At 63.0% G+C, this 14,876-nt stretch carries 13 protein-coding genes and 1 tRNA gene; 6 read left to right on the top strand and 8 right to left on the bottom strand.

The features are described 5' to 3' along the window. Positions 1-285: 285 nt before the first annotated feature. Together IPL79_05960 and IPL79_05955 are read left to right on the top strand one after the other, a co-directional pair. Positions 286-1,269: a SagB family peptide dehydrogenase gene (locus IPL79_05960; GenBank protein ID MBK9070530.1), complete on the top strand. Its 984-nt coding sequence runs from the start codon at positions 286-288 to the stop codon at positions 1,267-1,269. A 10-nt stretch (positions 1,270-1,279) separates the two neighbouring features. Next, positions 1,280-3,634, top strand: coding sequence for a YcaO-like family protein (locus tag IPL79_05955; protein MBK9070529.1), 2,355 nt, complete (start codon positions 1,280-1,282; stop codon positions 3,632-3,634). 1,005 nt (positions 3,635-4,639) lie between these two features. On the opposite strand, the gene IPL79_05950 is transcribed toward IPL79_05955, so the two are convergent. Together IPL79_05950 and IPL79_05945 are read right to left on the bottom strand one after the other, a co-directional pair. Beyond that, positions 4,640-4,825, bottom strand: coding sequence for a transposase (locus IPL79_05950; protein MBK9070528.1), 186 nt, complete (start codon positions 4,823-4,825; stop codon positions 4,640-4,642). A gap of 389 nt (positions 4,826-5,214) precedes the next feature. Next, a tRNA-Leu gene (locus IPL79_05945) sits at positions 5,215-5,296 on the bottom strand. Between the two features lie 105 nt (positions 5,297-5,401). Between IPL79_05945 and IPL79_05940 the strand changes: the two genes are divergently transcribed. Continuing rightward, positions 5,402-5,848: a hypothetical protein gene (locus IPL79_05940; GenBank protein ID MBK9070527.1), complete on the top strand. Its 447-nt coding sequence runs from the start codon at positions 5,402-5,404 to the stop codon at positions 5,846-5,848. Between the two features lie 5 nt (positions 5,849-5,853). Here IPL79_05940 and IPL79_05935 read toward each other — a convergent pair whose 3' ends face one another. The 4 genes from IPL79_05935 to rlmD all read right to left on the bottom strand — a co-directional run bounded on the left by IPL79_05935 (position 5,854) and on the right by rlmD (position 8,770). Next, positions 5,854-6,174, bottom strand: coding sequence for a hypothetical protein (locus IPL79_05935; GenBank protein ID MBK9070526.1), 321 nt, complete (start codon positions 6,172-6,174; stop codon positions 5,854-5,856). A 107-nt stretch (positions 6,175-6,281) separates the two neighbouring features. Further along, complete coding sequence (locus tag IPL79_05930) at positions 6,282-6,944, bottom strand: hypothetical protein (GenBank protein MBK9070525.1); 663 nt, start codon at positions 6,942-6,944, stop codon at positions 6,282-6,284. A 78-nt stretch (positions 6,945-7,022) separates the two neighbouring features. Continuing rightward, the gene (arfB, locus tag IPL79_05925; protein ID MBK9070524.1) at positions 7,023-7,457 is read right to left on the bottom strand and encodes an aminoacyl-tRNA hydrolase; all 435 of its coding nucleotides are present in this window, start codon (positions 7,455-7,457) and stop codon (positions 7,023-7,025) included. 50 nt (positions 7,458-7,507) lie between these two features. Continuing rightward, a complete protein-coding gene (gene rlmD / locus IPL79_05920) occupies positions 7,508-8,770 on the bottom strand; it encodes a 23S rRNA (uracil(1939)-C(5))-methyltransferase RlmD (GenBank protein ID MBK9070523.1) in 1,263 nt (420 codons plus the stop codon). Here rlmD and mnmA point away from each other — a divergent pair. After that, positions 8,732-10,105, top strand: coding sequence for a tRNA 2-thiouridine(34) synthase MnmA (gene mnmA, locus IPL79_05915; GenBank protein MBK9070522.1), 1,374 nt, complete (start codon positions 8,732-8,734; stop codon positions 10,103-10,105). The genes rlmD and mnmA overlap by 39 nt on opposite strands. 26 nt (positions 10,106-10,131) lie before the next feature. Then, the gene (gene rnc / locus IPL79_05910) at positions 10,132-10,782 is read left to right on the top strand and encodes a ribonuclease III (protein ID MBK9070521.1); all 651 of its coding nucleotides are present in this window, start codon (positions 10,132-10,134) and stop codon (positions 10,780-10,782) included. A gap of 13 nt (positions 10,783-10,795) precedes the next feature. Here rnc and IPL79_05905 read toward each other — a convergent pair whose 3' ends face one another. Continuing rightward, a complete protein-coding gene (locus tag IPL79_05905) occupies positions 10,796-12,478 on the bottom strand; it encodes a hypothetical protein (protein ID MBK9070520.1) in 1,683 nt (560 codons plus the stop codon). A gap of 83 nt (positions 12,479-12,561) precedes the next feature. After that, a complete protein-coding gene (locus tag IPL79_05900) occupies positions 12,562-13,296 on the bottom strand; it encodes a hypothetical protein (GenBank protein MBK9070519.1) in 735 nt (244 codons plus the stop codon). Between the two features lie 312 nt (positions 13,297-13,608). Here IPL79_05900 and tilS point away from each other — a divergent pair, with 312 nt between their 5' ends. Next, on the top strand, positions 13,609-14,859 hold the full coding sequence (gene tilS / locus IPL79_05895; GenBank protein MBK9070518.1) for a tRNA lysidine(34) synthetase TilS: 1,251 nt from the start codon (positions 13,609-13,611) through the stop codon (positions 14,857-14,859). The last annotated feature ends 17 nt before the right edge of the window (positions 14,860-14,876 follow it).

Below are 14,876 nucleotides of genomic sequence, written 5' to 3'. Positions count from 1 at the left end.
GAAGATACTGGTGGCGCAGGTCACATGTGTAACAGCTGCAATACGGCCTTTTGCGAAACGTGGCGTTGTGGCTACACAGATTGGTCGACATGTTACTGTGTGTGGAACTGATGTTGTCGCTCGTCAAGGAGATGACACATACAGACCGCGATCTCGTAGCACGCGCCAATTTGATGCGACCCCATACATCGCCGCGGTGTGGGTAACAGTTACGGCCCGGCGCTTCATGCATGGCAGACCGTTTCTATATTGAGGCCCGCACCGGCAGGTGTTAGCGTCGCCGAGGTGCCCGACAAGCTACAACTAAATCCCAATACGGTCGTGCGTTGGTCGGGCGAACGGCTGGTCATATCGTGCCTATTAAATGGTGACGTGCTCGCCGTTGACGATCCAAGTATTTGTGAAATTTTGCATGCCTTTGCCGTCGCGCGACCGCGAGCTGGCCTCGACATGGAAGGGATGAGCCCAGACGAAGTTCTCGAAGTCGTCGACCACTTGTATGAAATGCAAATTCTTCGCTCGGTTGATGCAACGTCATCGCCGTGGGAACTCCACGACGCCTTGTTTCATAGTACGAGTCGCAACGGCATGCGCAAGTTAAACGACGCGTCGGCCACGCTCGCGATCGCACCGCCCATCGGCGGCGCAACCATAGTACTTCCGCAGCCAATTGACGGCCTTTCGATGGCGCTGGGAGACGCGCTTGCGTCGAGGCAATGCGTCCGCGACTATCGCGGCACGGAAATAGCGCTGTCACAGCTTTCCGCGCTGTTTTACTACGCAATGCGCAATACGCGTGAAATTGTCGATCAAAGCGGCGCCGTGTCTAAGGTGCAGCGACCATACCCGTCTGGTGGCGCCGCGCACTCGTTGGAGGTGTACGCGGCGGTCACCCACGCGGCCATTGAGACGGTTCCAACAGGGCTCTATCACTATTGCCCGAAACGGCATGTGCTTGAACAAACGTCGTCTCCAGAAGCCGACGTACATGCGGTCCTGAAGCGCGCCCAAGGCGCAATGGGCGCCGCTGCTCCACCGCCCATTGTGCTCGTCATTACCAGTCGGTTTGCCCGCGTCGCCGAAGGCTATCGCGGCGGCGCCTATTCGCTGGTCGCCAAAGAAGTCGGCTGCTTGATGCAAACCGTGCAATTGACCGCAACCGCGCTGGGTCTTGGCAGTTGTCCGCTAGGCGTCGGGGTGCCCTTGCCAACGGCAGATCTTGAGCTTGAACCAACGGTTGGCGAAATAGCCATTGGACTTCCGAAATGAGCCAAGCACCATGATTAAACCAAGCGATACGTTACGCATGATTTCTGGCATCGATGTCGTCGCCAACGAACAAGGTGCGTGCCTGGTCTACGACGGCCGCGGCATTACGAGCATCGGTGCCATAGATGCTGACTCCTTGCGAAGCATTATTGATGCGGTAAAACTTGGAGGCACCGTCACGGCGATAGTCGGTCGCCTTACCGAAGAGTTTGATCCGGACGAACTCATCGAAGCGCTCGACGCGTTAGTGGGGACAGTGTTTGAGCTGGCAAATGCAGGCGACGCGCCCGCCCATCGAGTTGCCGAGCCTGCCGCCGGCAACGTCGTGGTAATCGGCAATGCCGCGCTTGGACACGGCATCGCGGACTATTTGACCGCAAAGGGCACGACGGCGGCGTTTGTCGATGTCGGCACCATTGCCCTCGCCGAGGTGGAGGCCCACGATCAACTTCAACTCGTTTACACGGACAACCAAGCGTCAGCGATTGCCACGACAGCTCGAACCACCGCCGCACAGCTCGCCTCCATCGTCGCGGGCCGAACGCTTGTCATCGCGTGCTTAGAAAATACAACCAATGCGGCGCTGCTAATGGTGAATCAAGCATGTCTGGCCGCTGGCGTACCGGTGCTGTTTATTCAGCCTAAGCGCAGCGACGTGGTGGTTGGCCCGTTTGTCCTGCCGTGGCGAACACCCTGTCTGGGTTGCGCCATTTTAAGCAGCGACTTTCGCTTTGATCCGCAGCAGGGCATTGGCGTCATGGCGCTGATGTCGCTTGCCAGCCCTCACACAGCGGAAGCCGCGACGATTTCAGCGGTAGCATCTGTGGTGCAAATGCAATTGCAGAGCTTTTTTTCCGGGGCATCGCCATCCACCAGCAGCGAACTGCATCGCATCTCAAATTCCGGCCCGCTTACCTCGACCAAGTTTTCGCCTTCTACGTATTGTCCTGCCTGCTTCGGCATGAATCGCGGTGGGTTGGGTTCCGCACAAGACGCGAAATCGCCTCCGACATTGTTGGGGTTTAGTGACCACGCCGGCATCGAGGTCGGAGGCGGCGTTAGAACCGTCGGGCTCGCCGAGGCAGAACAGCGCGCCCACGCCGCATTTGCTGCGTTAGGCGTAAATGTTAAGTATGTTCATGATTCCCCACCAGCCCGCCTGGTCGCCTCGCATCCGCTGCTTCGCGACCTACATTTTATTCGCCTAGACGGTCAACCGCGCTTTGCCGCCGATGCGCGCGTGTTGCGTCGTCAGGCCAGCAGCCGCGCCATCGGCAAGGGCTTAACGCGTCAGCACGCTTGGTGCTCGGCCGCCTACGAGTGGTTCGAAGACCTGTATTGCTTTTACAACGGCGGCACCAAGGTGATTCGCGCCTCGTACCAAGACGTAAAAGCCCACGCCATCGACATGGAGTTTTTCGCGGAAGGGTTGTTGCCGCACTTCGACGGCCATCATCAAGAACGCTTTAACAGCCTAGCGCCCATTGATTGGGTGTGGGGGCGCGACTTGGTCAGCAACCGCGCCATTTTGTTGCCGGCTGCCAACATCTACCTGACCACGGATTTTCAAGTTGCCGGCGGCCGCCTCGCCTTGCCCAAGCGAGGATCATCGGGGATTGCCGCCGGGTGCAGCTTAGAAGACGCGGTACTCGAAGGCCTGATGGAGGTCGTTGAGCACGACGCGTGGTTTTCCGCGCTGGCGACCAGCATAGCGTGCCCATCGCTCGATCTAACCACGGTAACCGACGCCGACTCGCTGAAACTGATCGAGGTGCTCAGAGCTTCGGGGTACGACCTGGTCGTGCGCAACCTCACCAGCGACCTCGGGATTGCCGTGCTGGAAGCGCACCTCACGTCGCGAAATGACTTTACGCAGTATCACGCGGGCGGCCGTGGCTGTCATTTGGATCCGGTCATTGCGTTGCGTCGTGCGCTCACCGAGGCCTTTCAATGCCTTTGTGGATACGCGAGCGGGACGGGAACAGACATGTTCACCGGCCGTGGCAGCCTCATCAATAGCTACGTCGAACGCAGCTTGATGTCTAATCGCATTAGCGGCACATGCCGTTGGCAAGACGTACCCGATTGTCAGCCGGCGTCGCGCCGCGTGGCGGAATACGTCGCGGTTTGTGTCAACAAACTTAAAGCTGCCATTCCACGAGCTAATATTTGCTATTACCAATTCCCCAGCCCGAGCGAGCACGGCATTTTCGTGACCAACGCCTTTGTCTCGGGCGTGTTTGACCAAATTGGCCAACCCGCGCATCTACCCGAGCGCCTGCTCAACTACCGGCGATGCATGGGGCAAGCCGGCGCGCGGTTTGAGCCGCACGAGCTGTTCTTGAAAGAGATGCCGCTCTATTAGCGGCTAGTGCCATGCTCTTCAATCGCGGTTGGGTGCCATGTTTTGCCAATGATTGCAGGACGATTATGGCCGAACAGGAAACAGCGCGGCTCTAGGTGGATAGGAAATTTCAGGCGGAAATGGTGGCTGGTGGCAGGTGCCGAGCAGGGCAGGAGGGTTTCAACGCGCCGGAACACGGGGGATTTGAAGCCTTCAGATCACTGATAGATATGCCGCAGGCTAACTGCCCCATGCCGCGAATGGCGCTACCCGATGCGGCCAGCTCGAAGCCAGGGCTTTGGGTGCCTGTGCAACAAACGCGTTCTCGACCCGCAAATAGATAAGCGAGTGCTCAGAGCCCCTCTGGATACTCCTAACATTGGATTAGGGAGAGACCTGCCAATATAGACTTCGACCTCCGTCGCGGTATGAACAATTGTAGCTCGCGCGGGCCCTGAGCTGATGGGACTCGCGCATAACGTCCTGACGTGCGGCAGGTCACGGGTGTCCTTTGCGCGACACGATTTTAATTGCAAGAGTGGTTGGACCAATTTATGTATGGCGGCATGAAGCATCTCGCCCTCCTTGTTGCGTTGACCTTAGGACATTTCAGTTGCGATCGGAGCCCAACCGCTGAGGAGTTGGCCCCCAATGCTACCTGCGAAGCGTGCCTCGACGACGGCGGGACATGGCAACCTCAGACGCCCCCAACAACAAGCTGCACCCTAAACTGCGCCTATCAAGATGGTGCATGTTTTCGCGAAAGCTGTCCCGGCGAGTGCAAGGTCGGTAACTGCGCTCACTGTTTTTCCCAGTCAGACTGTGTAGCCGCCCAATGTGTCTTTTATTGGCAAAATGAGATCTCTGGTTGTCGCGAACCGTAGGCTAACCGATCTCTGGCCATGCGTTGGGTTTGATCCAGTTTGGTGGCCACCAACGATGAGGAGAACGTATGATTTAGCGAATGTTCAGGCGGATAGGACATTTCAGGCGGAAATGGCGCCTGCCACCCTCCCCGATTTCCGCCTATAATTTCGTATCCCCTGAGGCGCTTAAGTTCGGAGGTTTCCAAGCCGCCGTATTCGCACGCCACGCGTAATACGTTGCGGTCGAGATATTGTGCTGCCGCAGCACGTCCGCCACGGGCACGCCGCCAGCCGCCTCTTTCAGAATATCCGCGAATTGCACTTCGCTAAATCGACTCCGCTTCATGATGCCATCCTATCCGTTTCCAGTTTTGGGTGGCATCACTTTAGGGGATGATGACCGCCCCACTGCGACATTACCGCCACGCGAAGTTGGACCTATGTAACGAAATCGCAGTGGGGCTGGCGAAGGACTCGCCTCGCGCTGCGCGCTCGAGTCCCGCGCGGTGCCACGCACCGCCGGCGCGCAAAGCGTGCCGCAGCCCCACTGCGACATTACCGCTACGCGAAGTTGGACCTATGTAACGAAATCGCAGTGGGGCTGGCGAAGGACTCGCCTCGCGCTGCGCGCTCGAGTCCCGCGCGGTGCCACGCACCGCCGGCGCGCAAAGCGTGCCGCAGCCCCACTGCGACATTACCGCTACGCGAAGTTGGACCTATGTAACGAAATCGCAGTGGGGCTGGCGGGACTCGAACCCGCACGGCTATTAACCCGAGGATTTTAAGTCCTCTACGTCTACCATTCCGTCACAGCCCCGGTTCGGCGATAAACCGACCGCCTTAGTGAGTGCCAGAAAGCGCGGCAAAAGAAAACCGACGAATTATAAAATCGCCCGGGGTTCCAATATGTTATAGGGCCGCAGTGTCGGCCGATCCCGCAAGCACGAGGGCCTCGCGGCCGTGGCCGGCGCGACCGCCGATGTCGACGCGGCGCCGCGTCATCGCCACGCTCGGCATGGTCGTCGCTCTGACCTGGCTGGCGCAGACGCTGTGTCGCCAGCAGGCCGCACAACAGGTCGAGCTCGTGCTCGCCTTTGGCGATCGCGCGTTAGCGTGGCGCGACGTCCGCGTCGATATCATGCGCGGCACCGACCTCATGGCGTGGTCATCGCAAACCTTTGCTGAAGGCACGGCCAAGCGCGAAACAACCTTTAAGACCAGCCTGCCCGCGGGCGATTACACCTTTGAAATCGTCGCGACCACGCGCGAGGGGCAGGTGGTACGCGAAACTCGCCGCGGCACCATCGGCGAGGCGACGCGTCTCACCATTGATCTCAGTGCAAGCGCCGCAACGCGCGGCAGCGACTAAGACCGTTAGGGCTCCGGCTTGGCGTACGCGGTAACGTAGCGCACGATGTGCTCGCGCTGCGTCGCCGACAACTTGGAGCGTTCGGCCATGTCATCGACATGAACCGGCCACTCGCTCGCTGTAAAATCCGCAGGCGCGATCGCCAAGTGACATGAGCTGCACTTGGCTATATACGCCTCGCGCCCGGCCTGCAGCTCGGCGAGCGGCACGTCGGCCTGCTGCGCCCACGCCAGCGTCGGCGTGGGCAACACGGATTTGGCGCACCCACCCCAGAGCGCCATCATGGCGAGGGCTGCGAGCAAACTGCTTGATACGTGCCATTTCATGCCCGCTATCTCCGTTTACAAGCCAATCGCAATAATGGTGCGCGCTGAAAAGTCCTTGGCCTCATCGTTAAGGCCAAAGCCCGCGGTGGCCGCGATCCAAATTTCGCTCAGGGCGCAAAGCTCACCGCCGGCCCAGCGTACAGTTCGGTCGTGCGCGCCTCGCTGTCGAAGGGTTCTTCCATCGCGCCCCAGGTCTCGCCGCCGAGCTTCCATTTTGGCGACGCTTCGTAGGTCACGCCGAGCGCCCAGCCGGGCTCAAACTCAGTTTCGGTGGTGCCACCATCGGGCCCGCTGGCCTGCGTAAAGACAAACTCGGGGATAAGATTGACCGCCAACGTCACCTTGCCAACGTCTTTGGCCAAGACAAGCTTGGGCTCAAGCTTCCACGACGACCCCGCGTACGGGCGAATCAATTCAAAGTACGCGAGGACATCGACCGGGTTGATGCCGCGCTCGCTAAAGCGATACCGCGTGCGCAACTTAGTCGCCGAATACGACAGCGCCCCGCCACTGGGCTGCGAGTACACTTGATAGATCGAAATATCCCAGCGATTGGTAAGGCCGTATTCGATTTCGACTTGCTGCTCAATCGAGCGCGTGCTGGCCTGTTGGATGTCGGTTTGCTGCTGCGTCAGATAGTACTCAAGCTCGAGCGCGTCCTCGGCCTGGGTAACGTACTCATAGGTCCGGGTAAACGCGCGGCGGTCGGCCTGCGCGGAGGCGGCGAGGCTAAGGCCTAGCGCCGCCAAGAAAATGATAATCGTTTTCATAAATCACATATAGCGTGACGAAATCAGGCTGTCAACCCAGGCTGTCAACCAGGGGAGAAGGGGCAATGCGCCGCCCCGCTAGTCGTCGTTGCCGCGGCCCTGGCGGCCGCTTTTGATGTCGGCGCGGGATTTCTTTGCGGTGAGCCTTCGCTCATTGGAGCCGCGGGTCGGCTTGGTCGCCTTGCGCGGCTTGGGGCGTACCAGGGCCGTGCGCAGCATGGCGGCGAGCTTGGCCAAGGCATCGGCTTTATTGCGCGACTGGTCGCGGTGCTCTTCGCAGGCAACCAGCAGGTCGCCCTCCACCGTGAGCTTGGAGCCGAGCTTGTCGCGCAGCCAATAGCGATCGACCGTGGTGACCGCCTCCGAGTAGCGCAGGCTCCAGCGCACGATCACCTTGCTCGACGTTTTGTTGACGTGCTGACCACCTGGCCCACCCGAGCGCGCGGCGCGAATCTCGAGCTCGCTCGCCGGAATGGTGATGCGTTCGTTGACGACGAGATCACCGGCGGCCATGGCTAAGCATAACGCAAATTGGCGCGGCGGGGTCGGGCGCGCCAAGCTCGCTAGCGCCGCCGCAGGCAGACGATGGTTTCGACTTGCGAGGTGCCGGGCATGAGATCAAAGGGCTGCACCGATGTGGTCTCAAACGCGGCCGCCAGCGCCGCGACGTCGCGGCCCAGCGATTCGGGCCCGCAGCTAATGTAGACGATGTGGCGCGTTTGCGAGGCGAGCAGCCACGCCACCAGCGCCGGCGTCAGGCCCTTGCGCGGCGGGTTCACGATCACCGCGCCGGCATCGCGCGGCACGTCCGCCATCGCGTCGTCGACATTCGCCGCCTGTGCAACGATTGGTAGCTCGTTTGCCGCTGCCGCCGCCGCCAGCGCCGCCACGGCGCCGGGATGGACCTCAACCGCGTAGACGCGCAACCCCACGCGCGCGGCGGCAAACGAAAAGCCGCCAAGCCCGGCGTATAAATCGACGACGTCGTAGGCCGCGCCAGCGGCGGGCGCCGCCTTCGCCATTTTCCCCAGCGCCGTCGCGACGTAGCCATACATCGCATCGGCCTGCGCGCGGTTGACCTGAAAAAATTCGCTGGCGCCGACCTCGACCTCAACCCCGGCGACGTGATCGCGCAGGCTGCGCTCACCGGCGAGCACCAACTCGCGCGCCTCGGGCGGCGCAATGCTCGCATTCCTCCGATCGTTAAACAGCGCGACGACGCCGCGTACGGCGGGATGCTTGGCGATCGACGTCGCCACCGCGCGCAGCGCCTCGTCGCGCACCTGCGACGTCACGACCAACGTTACGAGCACATCGCCCAAGGCATTGGCGCGCACCACGACATAGCGAAACTCGCCGTCGCCGCTCGCCTCGCGATAAGGCGCCAGGCCCAGGACCGTCGCCGCGCCGCGCACCCACGCCGCGACCTCGTCGAGCACCGGCGCTACCACCGCGCAGCCCGCGGTGTCGATTACATCGTGGGTTCGCGGCGCATACGCGCCAAGCACTAAACGCTGCGCGTCGCCCGCCACCACATACTTCGCTTTGTTTCGATAACCCCATTGCGCGGGCGAGGGCCTGACCGCCGCGACCTGATTCATCGGCACGCCGAGCGCCTGCGCCACCCGCCGCCGCTTCCACACCAGCTGCTCGTCGTAGGCTAGGTGTTGCCACACGCAGCCGCCGCAAGCACCAAACGCCGGGCATCGCGGCGTCACGCGGTCGTCGCTGGGCTCGCCCTGCGGCGCGATTACGCGTGCCCACGCGGTGCCATTATGCGGGCTGCGATGCTCAATTGCGACCTCGGCGCGCTCACCGGGAAGCATGCCAAGTACCTTGATTTCCTTTGGAATCGCCTCATCGCCGGCGCCCGCTTCGGGGCGCGCGACGCCATAGCCGGCCGCATCGAGCTCCACCACCTGCAGCGACAAACGGTTGTCTTTCATGCCGAGTTCTGGCACCTGTATCGCATCGTGAGCGCGCTTCGTCCACTTCCAACGCCCGGTGACGGGCTCGTCGTGATCGCGCTCTCGGGCGGGGTCGACAGCGCCGTGGCCGCCGCGATGCTGGTCGAGCAGGGCCATCGCGTCGTCGGCATGACGATGCGGCTCTACAATGCGCAAGGCACGCAGGCCAGCTCGGGCGGGCGCTGCTGCGGCCCGCGCGACATGGAAGATGCGCGTCGCGTCGCGGCCCATCTCGGCATTCCGTTTTATGTCGTCGATCTCGAACAAGAATTCACCACGGCGGTGGTCGACGAGTTCGTCGAGGCCTATCTCGCCGGCGAGACGCCCAATCCGTGCGTGAAGTGCAACCAACACATTAAGTTTACGCCGCTGCTGCGCCACGCGCGCGCGATGGGCGCCGACGTCATTGCCACTGGCCATTATGCCAACATCGCGCCGGTTGATGAATCCGGCGCGCTCGGGCTGTTTCGCGGCAAGGATGCGGCCAAAGACCAAAGCTATTTTCTCTTCTCGATGCCTCCGGACGAACTCGCCAGCGTGTGGTTTCCGCTCGGCGATACCACCAAAGAAATGGTGCGGGTCAAGGCGGCGGCGTATGGCCTGCCCAATGCGATCAAGCCGGAGTCGCAAGAAATCTGCTTCGTGCCCGATGGCGACTACGCCGGCTTTGTCAGCAAGCACGCGTCGCGACGCGGGCGCTCGCTACCCGTCGCAGGCCAAATCGTGCGCACCGATGGCACCGTGGTTGGCACGCATCAAGGCGTGCACAACTATACGGTGGGCCAACATCGCGGCCTGGGCAATCTCACCACCAAAGATCGCTTGTACGTCACCGGCCTGCGGCCACAAGAGGGCACCGTTATCGTCGGCACCCCCGCCGAGGCGTCGTCAGATACCTTGTATTTGCGCGATATGCGCTGGCTGGGCCCTGTGCCCGCCGGCGCGACGCAGGATGGCTTTGACGCGCATATTCAGATTCGCCATCGCGGCACGCCGTATCCCGTGCGCGTCACGCTTCACGGCAGCGGCGCGCGCGCGGTCGTGCTCGGCGCGCAAAGCGAACACGTCATCGGCGCGCCAGGACAGGCGGCGGTCTTGTTCGCCGGTGATCGCGTCGTGGGCGGCGGCTGGCTGACCACGAGCAAGCTCGATCGCGATCTTGCGCCGGGCGCTGGCGCCGGTGCCGCGGCGTGAGCGAGATCGCGCTAACCGAGCTGGCAATGCGGCTAGGCCACGCGTTTGCACAGCCGGAGTTGCTGGCGCAGGCCCTGACGCATTCGTCGGCGGTTAACGAGCAGGGCGGCAGCTCGAATGAGCGGCTCGAGTTTCTCGGCGACGCGGTGCTCGGCCTGGTTGTCGCGCAACGCCTGTTCTCGCAGTTTCCTGGCGCGCCGGAGGGCGTGCTGTCGCGGCTGCGCGCCTCGGTGATTAACGAGGCGGCGTTGGCGGCGGTTGCGCGTGGGCTTGGGCTCGGCGCACAGCTCGTGCTCGGCCGCGGCGAGGAGCGCGATGGCGGGCGCGACAAAGACGCCTTGCTCGCCGATGCAGTGGAGGCGTTGTTTGGCGCCGTCTATCTCGACGCAGGCATGGCCGCGGCGACCACGATGATCGAGCGCCTGCTCGCGGCGTCGCTGGCGGCGCTCTCGGCTGCATCGACGCGCGATGCGAAGACGCAACTACAAGAGCGCGTGCAGGCAAGCGAGCGCTGCACGCCGGCGTATGAGCTGGTATCACAAGAGGGCCCGCCTCATGCGCGCGTGTTCGTCGTCGCGGTTAGTTGGCACGGTCGCGAGCACGGGCGCGGCGCAGGCAAGTCAAAGAAAGCCGCGGAACACGCCGCGGCGATCGCCGCGCTGGCAACGCTAACTTAATACGGTGCCGTCGCTACCTGGCGGCGATGCGCACGCCGCTGATAAATTGCGGATCAAGCGATGGCGCCGACAACACGCCATCGGCAATTTCGGCGCAGTAGCGCAAAATCAGCGCATCGAGAAACGGCGACGGGTCAAGGCCTAGGCGCTGCCACAGCGGTTTTAGCGCAGCGGCGGCGGCGGACTCCGCGATATGCGGAATCCCCGCCTCGTATTTGGCCTTGAGCGCGGCAAAGTCGGCGATGTCGAGCGGCGTCGCCGACGGCGTGGCGTCGCCAAGCAACGCGCGGACTACGGCCGTGCGCGCATAGTCGTCGAGCATCACCTCGCCGGTGGCGCGCTGTTGCAAATCGGCGCCGAGGCCCTCGGCGATGCGAATGCGCAGCGCGATGATGGCGAGCGCTTGCGCTGCGGCGCTGACGTCGGCCAGCGATGAGAAAGGGCGCACGCCGGCCGCGGGCGGCGTATCGAGGTCTTTGGGCATCCACGGCCGCGCGCCTGAGAGCGCCGCTAAGATGCGATGCGTGCCGTCGTCGGCAAGTTTGGCGCCGGGCACCAAGGCACGCGCATACTTGGCCACCGCGACGCTGACCGAGAAGCCGACGCGATGCAGGCGCATCAGCGAAATTGAGCCCAGCGCCGCGACTGCGCGCTCGAGGTTGCCGCCACTGACATGCTCAAGGCCCAGCGACAACGTGGCAAACGCGTAGCGCGCGGCGCGGGTCACGGCATCGCTATCGCCCAGCCGCACGCGCGCCGCCGACAGCAGCTTGTTGACCAGCAGGGCGGACGCCGCCTCGAAATGTGCTGCCTCGCCGGGCCGCTCGTGGAGCAGCGAGGCGAGCGCCTTGCCGTAAAAATTGGCGCCGCGCAGTTCTTGCCGCGCCAACTCGGGCAGCGAGTGCGTGACGTCGTTGGCATCGCCGTCGCCTTCGCCCGCAATCGCCGCGTCAATGATTTCGCGCGAGTTCTCGCCGATCTTGACCGACGCGGGTTCGAGCACGCGAAACAGCTCAAGCGCCTCGTAGTAATCGGCAAAGCCGAGGTCGGCCATACGACCCGAACGCCAGCGATAGGCATAGTCCTCGAGCTCCGCAGGCGGCTCGGAACGCGCGCACGTAGTCGTATGGCGCGCGAGGTTGGAATCGCCGCGATACAAATCCTCAATGAGTCTGCGCACGAGGCGATTGTGCGTGTCATCGCCGAGCAGCTTGATGCAAAAAAATGTATCGACCGTAAACAAAAGCTCCGCATCGTCGCTGTCGTCCGGCTCTTCCCCGAGCGATAGGTCATAGATAAACGTATGCCGCTGCAGCAAGAGCGCGCGCATCTCGGTGTCGAGCGCCTCCCACACTGCCGTGACTTTTTCCGGGCCAACTTCAATAATGGCGCCAAGCCACGGCGTAATCGTCGCCATGGTCAGCTCGTGGCGGTCCCACGCGTCGATGTCGATGCAACCGCGCAATTGCTTGGGCGTCGCGAGCTCGATGAGCTCCTGGGTGTCGCCAAAACCAACCTGGGTGACAATTTCGTAGAGCTGCGGCACGGGCAGCGCCGCAACCGCAGCCGCTGGATTTGCGGCCTCAAACAGCGCGTTCATGCGCCCTGCCGCGGAGGGCGCCGAAATGGCGGCGCTACTGGGTCGCGCAAGCGGCGTGGTCGACGACGATGCTGGTTTGTCTGTGTTGTCTGTCATGAGGCCTTACGCTCCACCTAGTAGCACAGGCCATGGCAGAATCACCACTAGCAACACCTCTCCCGCGGATTAACAGACCACCATCAGCCGTCGGCAAGAACCAGGTCGCTTAGCCGCGCGATGTAATCGAGTTGTGCTGGCGTAATCGGATCCATCGATTCATGGATATCAACCCTGACGCAATGCCCCCTGCGCGTTGACCACGCGGAGGCCCACGTCAACACGCGCGCGGCGCCCGTGCCTTGAAAGCAGGAACGCACAAAGGTCGCGCCATGAGGCAGCTGCACCGTCGCGAATTCAACCTCGCCGCTTGTGTTTATTTCCCGGATGTCAGTCTCATTGCACGGTCCGGGAAACGCCTGGACTGCAATGTGTCCTGCAAACGCAGTTGGCGGCGTTTTGCCCAAAATCGGCGTCGAATCTTTCTCGTAGGCAAGGTACGGAAGATGCCGCAGCAACGACGTTGGCCGCTTCACAAGCGCACCGGGGCGTGGGACACGCATGCTGGCGCAAAGTTGGAAGGCGCGCTCGACCTCGGCTTCGCGCAGCAACTTGCCTTCGCAGGTTGCGCCGCGGACATAGCCCACCACTGTGTTGATGCCGTCGCGAATGTAGTGCACCGTCTCGTTGCCGGTTGCACGTGAAATTTGATGGACGGGCGTGCGGCCGAAGGTGGGCGGTGTGGCGCTAAACTCTGGGTTATATGCCGAGCCGCTCCATGTGATATCGACGCGAACGCCGTTGCTCCGGACGTAGATGACGGGGTGCCCGTATGCGAGGCGATCGAGCTCCACCGTGGCGTCAGCGGGTAGGGCCATGCTGACCAATATGGTCTCGTGCTGTAGTGTTTTACGGGCTTCCCCTGGGGATGCTTCAACCTCGGGCCAAACGTCATCCGAAAGCACGAACGCAGCGGGGGCGAGTGGGGCAGGCGGCGGTTCGGAGCCCGTCGTGGTCGCAGGGGGCCGTCCGCACGCCACAAGCGACCAAAGAACCGAGCAGGTTGCCGCGCGCCATTTCATGTCGGCGAGCTTAACGATGATCGCCATTCTCGTCCAGCGGTCGGCCGAACCGGTGGAGGTCGTGCTTCCATAGCCGACGCGGCCTACGCTTTGGGGTATAACCGCCCGGTGACCCGCGCCGCCGATCAGCTCACGCGTGCGCTTAGGCGAGCATTAGCGGGGGCGACGCCCGGCGGGCTGGCGGCGGAAGCGCGCATCGGCGTCGCGTGCTCGGGCGGTGCCGACTCGCTGGCGCTTGCGCACGTCGCGCACGGGATATGGGGCGACCGCGTCGTCGTCTTGCATATTGATCACGGCTTGCAAGCTGGCAGCGCCGAGGTTGGCGCGCGCGTAGCAGCCTGGGCCGCATCGCTGGGAATGCACGCGTTGGTGCGCGAGATTGTGGTCGAGCGCAACGGCTCGCTGGAGGCTGCGGCGCGCAAGGCGCGCTATGCGGCGCTGGCGCAGCTGCAGGCCGAACTCGGGCTGGCTTGGGTAATGACCGCGCATACCGAGCGCGACGTTGCCGAGACTGTGCTCATGAGGCTGCTGCGCGGCACTGATCTCGCGGGCCTGCGCACCATCGCGCCTCGGCGTGGCATTTACCTTCGCCCATGGCTCGCTATGCCGCGCGCTGCGGTTGAGGCGTATGTCAAAGCGCACGCGCTGCCGGTGTGGGATGACCCCATGAACGAGGATCGCGCCATGCTGCGGCCGCGCCTGCGCCTCGACATCATGCCGATGCTCGCGCGCGAGCAGCCGAGCGTGGTGGCATCGCTCGCCGCGGTGTCGCGGCAACTAGACGCTTGGTATCGCGCTGCGCGTCCGCTGCGCCGCCATTGGTGGCAGCGCGTCGTCGCGCCGGGCGGCGAGCTCGACGCGCAGCAACTCAGGTTAACGCCGCCAGCGCTTGCGCGCTGGGTGGTGGCGCGTTGGCTGCGTCGCGCTTCGGGCCACGGCGCGACGCGGCGGCACCGCGAGGCGGTGCTTGCCATGTGCGCCAGTGACGAAACCAAACAACTCAATGTCGCCGGCGGCGTCGTCCGCAAGGAGTTCTCGACAATCGCCTTTATCGCTGACGCGACGCTGGTGCCCCCGGCCGACGCGAGTCGCGCGGCAGCTCCGCCATTTGCCCCGCCCGCGGGATACGCGTGGCGTCACTGGCGAGCTGGCGACAAAATGCGTCCGCTGCGTTTGCGTGGCCGCTCGGGCAAGCTCTCTGATTTGTTTGCGCAGGCGAGAGTGCCCGCGTCGCGTCGCGCCAGCGCCTGGGTGCTGGTTAACCAGCAATCGCGCGAAATCGCTTGGGCCGAGCATGTGGGCGCAGCCTTTGATGCCCCCGTGGGTCCCCAAAATGTGACATCCAGGCCAAACGGTTAGGCTTTCAGGCCACCTGC

Source organism: Myxococcales bacterium, from assembly GCA_016716835.1.
GTDB lineage: Bacteria > Myxococcota_A > Polyangia > Haliangiales > Haliangiaceae > JADJUW01.
This window is presented reverse-complemented; position numbering and strand designations above follow the sequence as displayed.

Coding starts and splice junctions, on each gene's coding strand:
- IPL79_05955 (MBK9070529.1), top strand. CDS start 1,280: ATGATTAAACCAAGCGATACGTTACGCATGATTTCTGGCATCGATGTC.
- IPL79_05950 (MBK9070528.1), bottom strand. CDS start 4,825: ATGAAGCGGAGTCGATTTAGCGAAGTGCAATTCGCGGATATTCTGAAA.
- IPL79_05935 (MBK9070526.1), bottom strand. CDS start 6,174: ATGAAATGGCACGTATCAAGCAGTTTGCTCGCAGCCCTCGCCATGATG.
- IPL79_05930 (MBK9070525.1), bottom strand. CDS start 6,944: ATGAAAACGATTATCATTTTCTTGGCGGCGCTAGGCCTTAGCCTCGCC.
- arfB (MBK9070524.1), bottom strand. CDS start 7,457: ATGGCCGCCGGTGATCTCGTCGTCAACGAACGCATCACCATTCCGGCG.
- mnmA (MBK9070522.1), top strand. CDS start 8,732: ATGCTCAATTGCGACCTCGGCGCGCTCACCGGGAAGCATGCCAAGTAC.
- rlmD (MBK9070523.1), bottom strand. CDS start 8,770: ATGCTTCCCGGTGAGCGCGCCGAGGTCGCAATTGAGCATCGCAGCCCG.
- rnc (MBK9070521.1), top strand. CDS start 10,132: ATGCGGCTAGGCCACGCGTTTGCACAGCCGGAGTTGCTGGCGCAGGCC.
- IPL79_05905 (MBK9070520.1), bottom strand. CDS start 12,478: ATGACAGACAACACAGACAAACCAGCATCGTCGTCGACCACGCCGCTT.
- IPL79_05900 (MBK9070519.1), bottom strand. CDS start 13,296: ATGGCCCTACCCGCTGACGCCACGGTGGAGCTCGATCGCCTCGCATAC.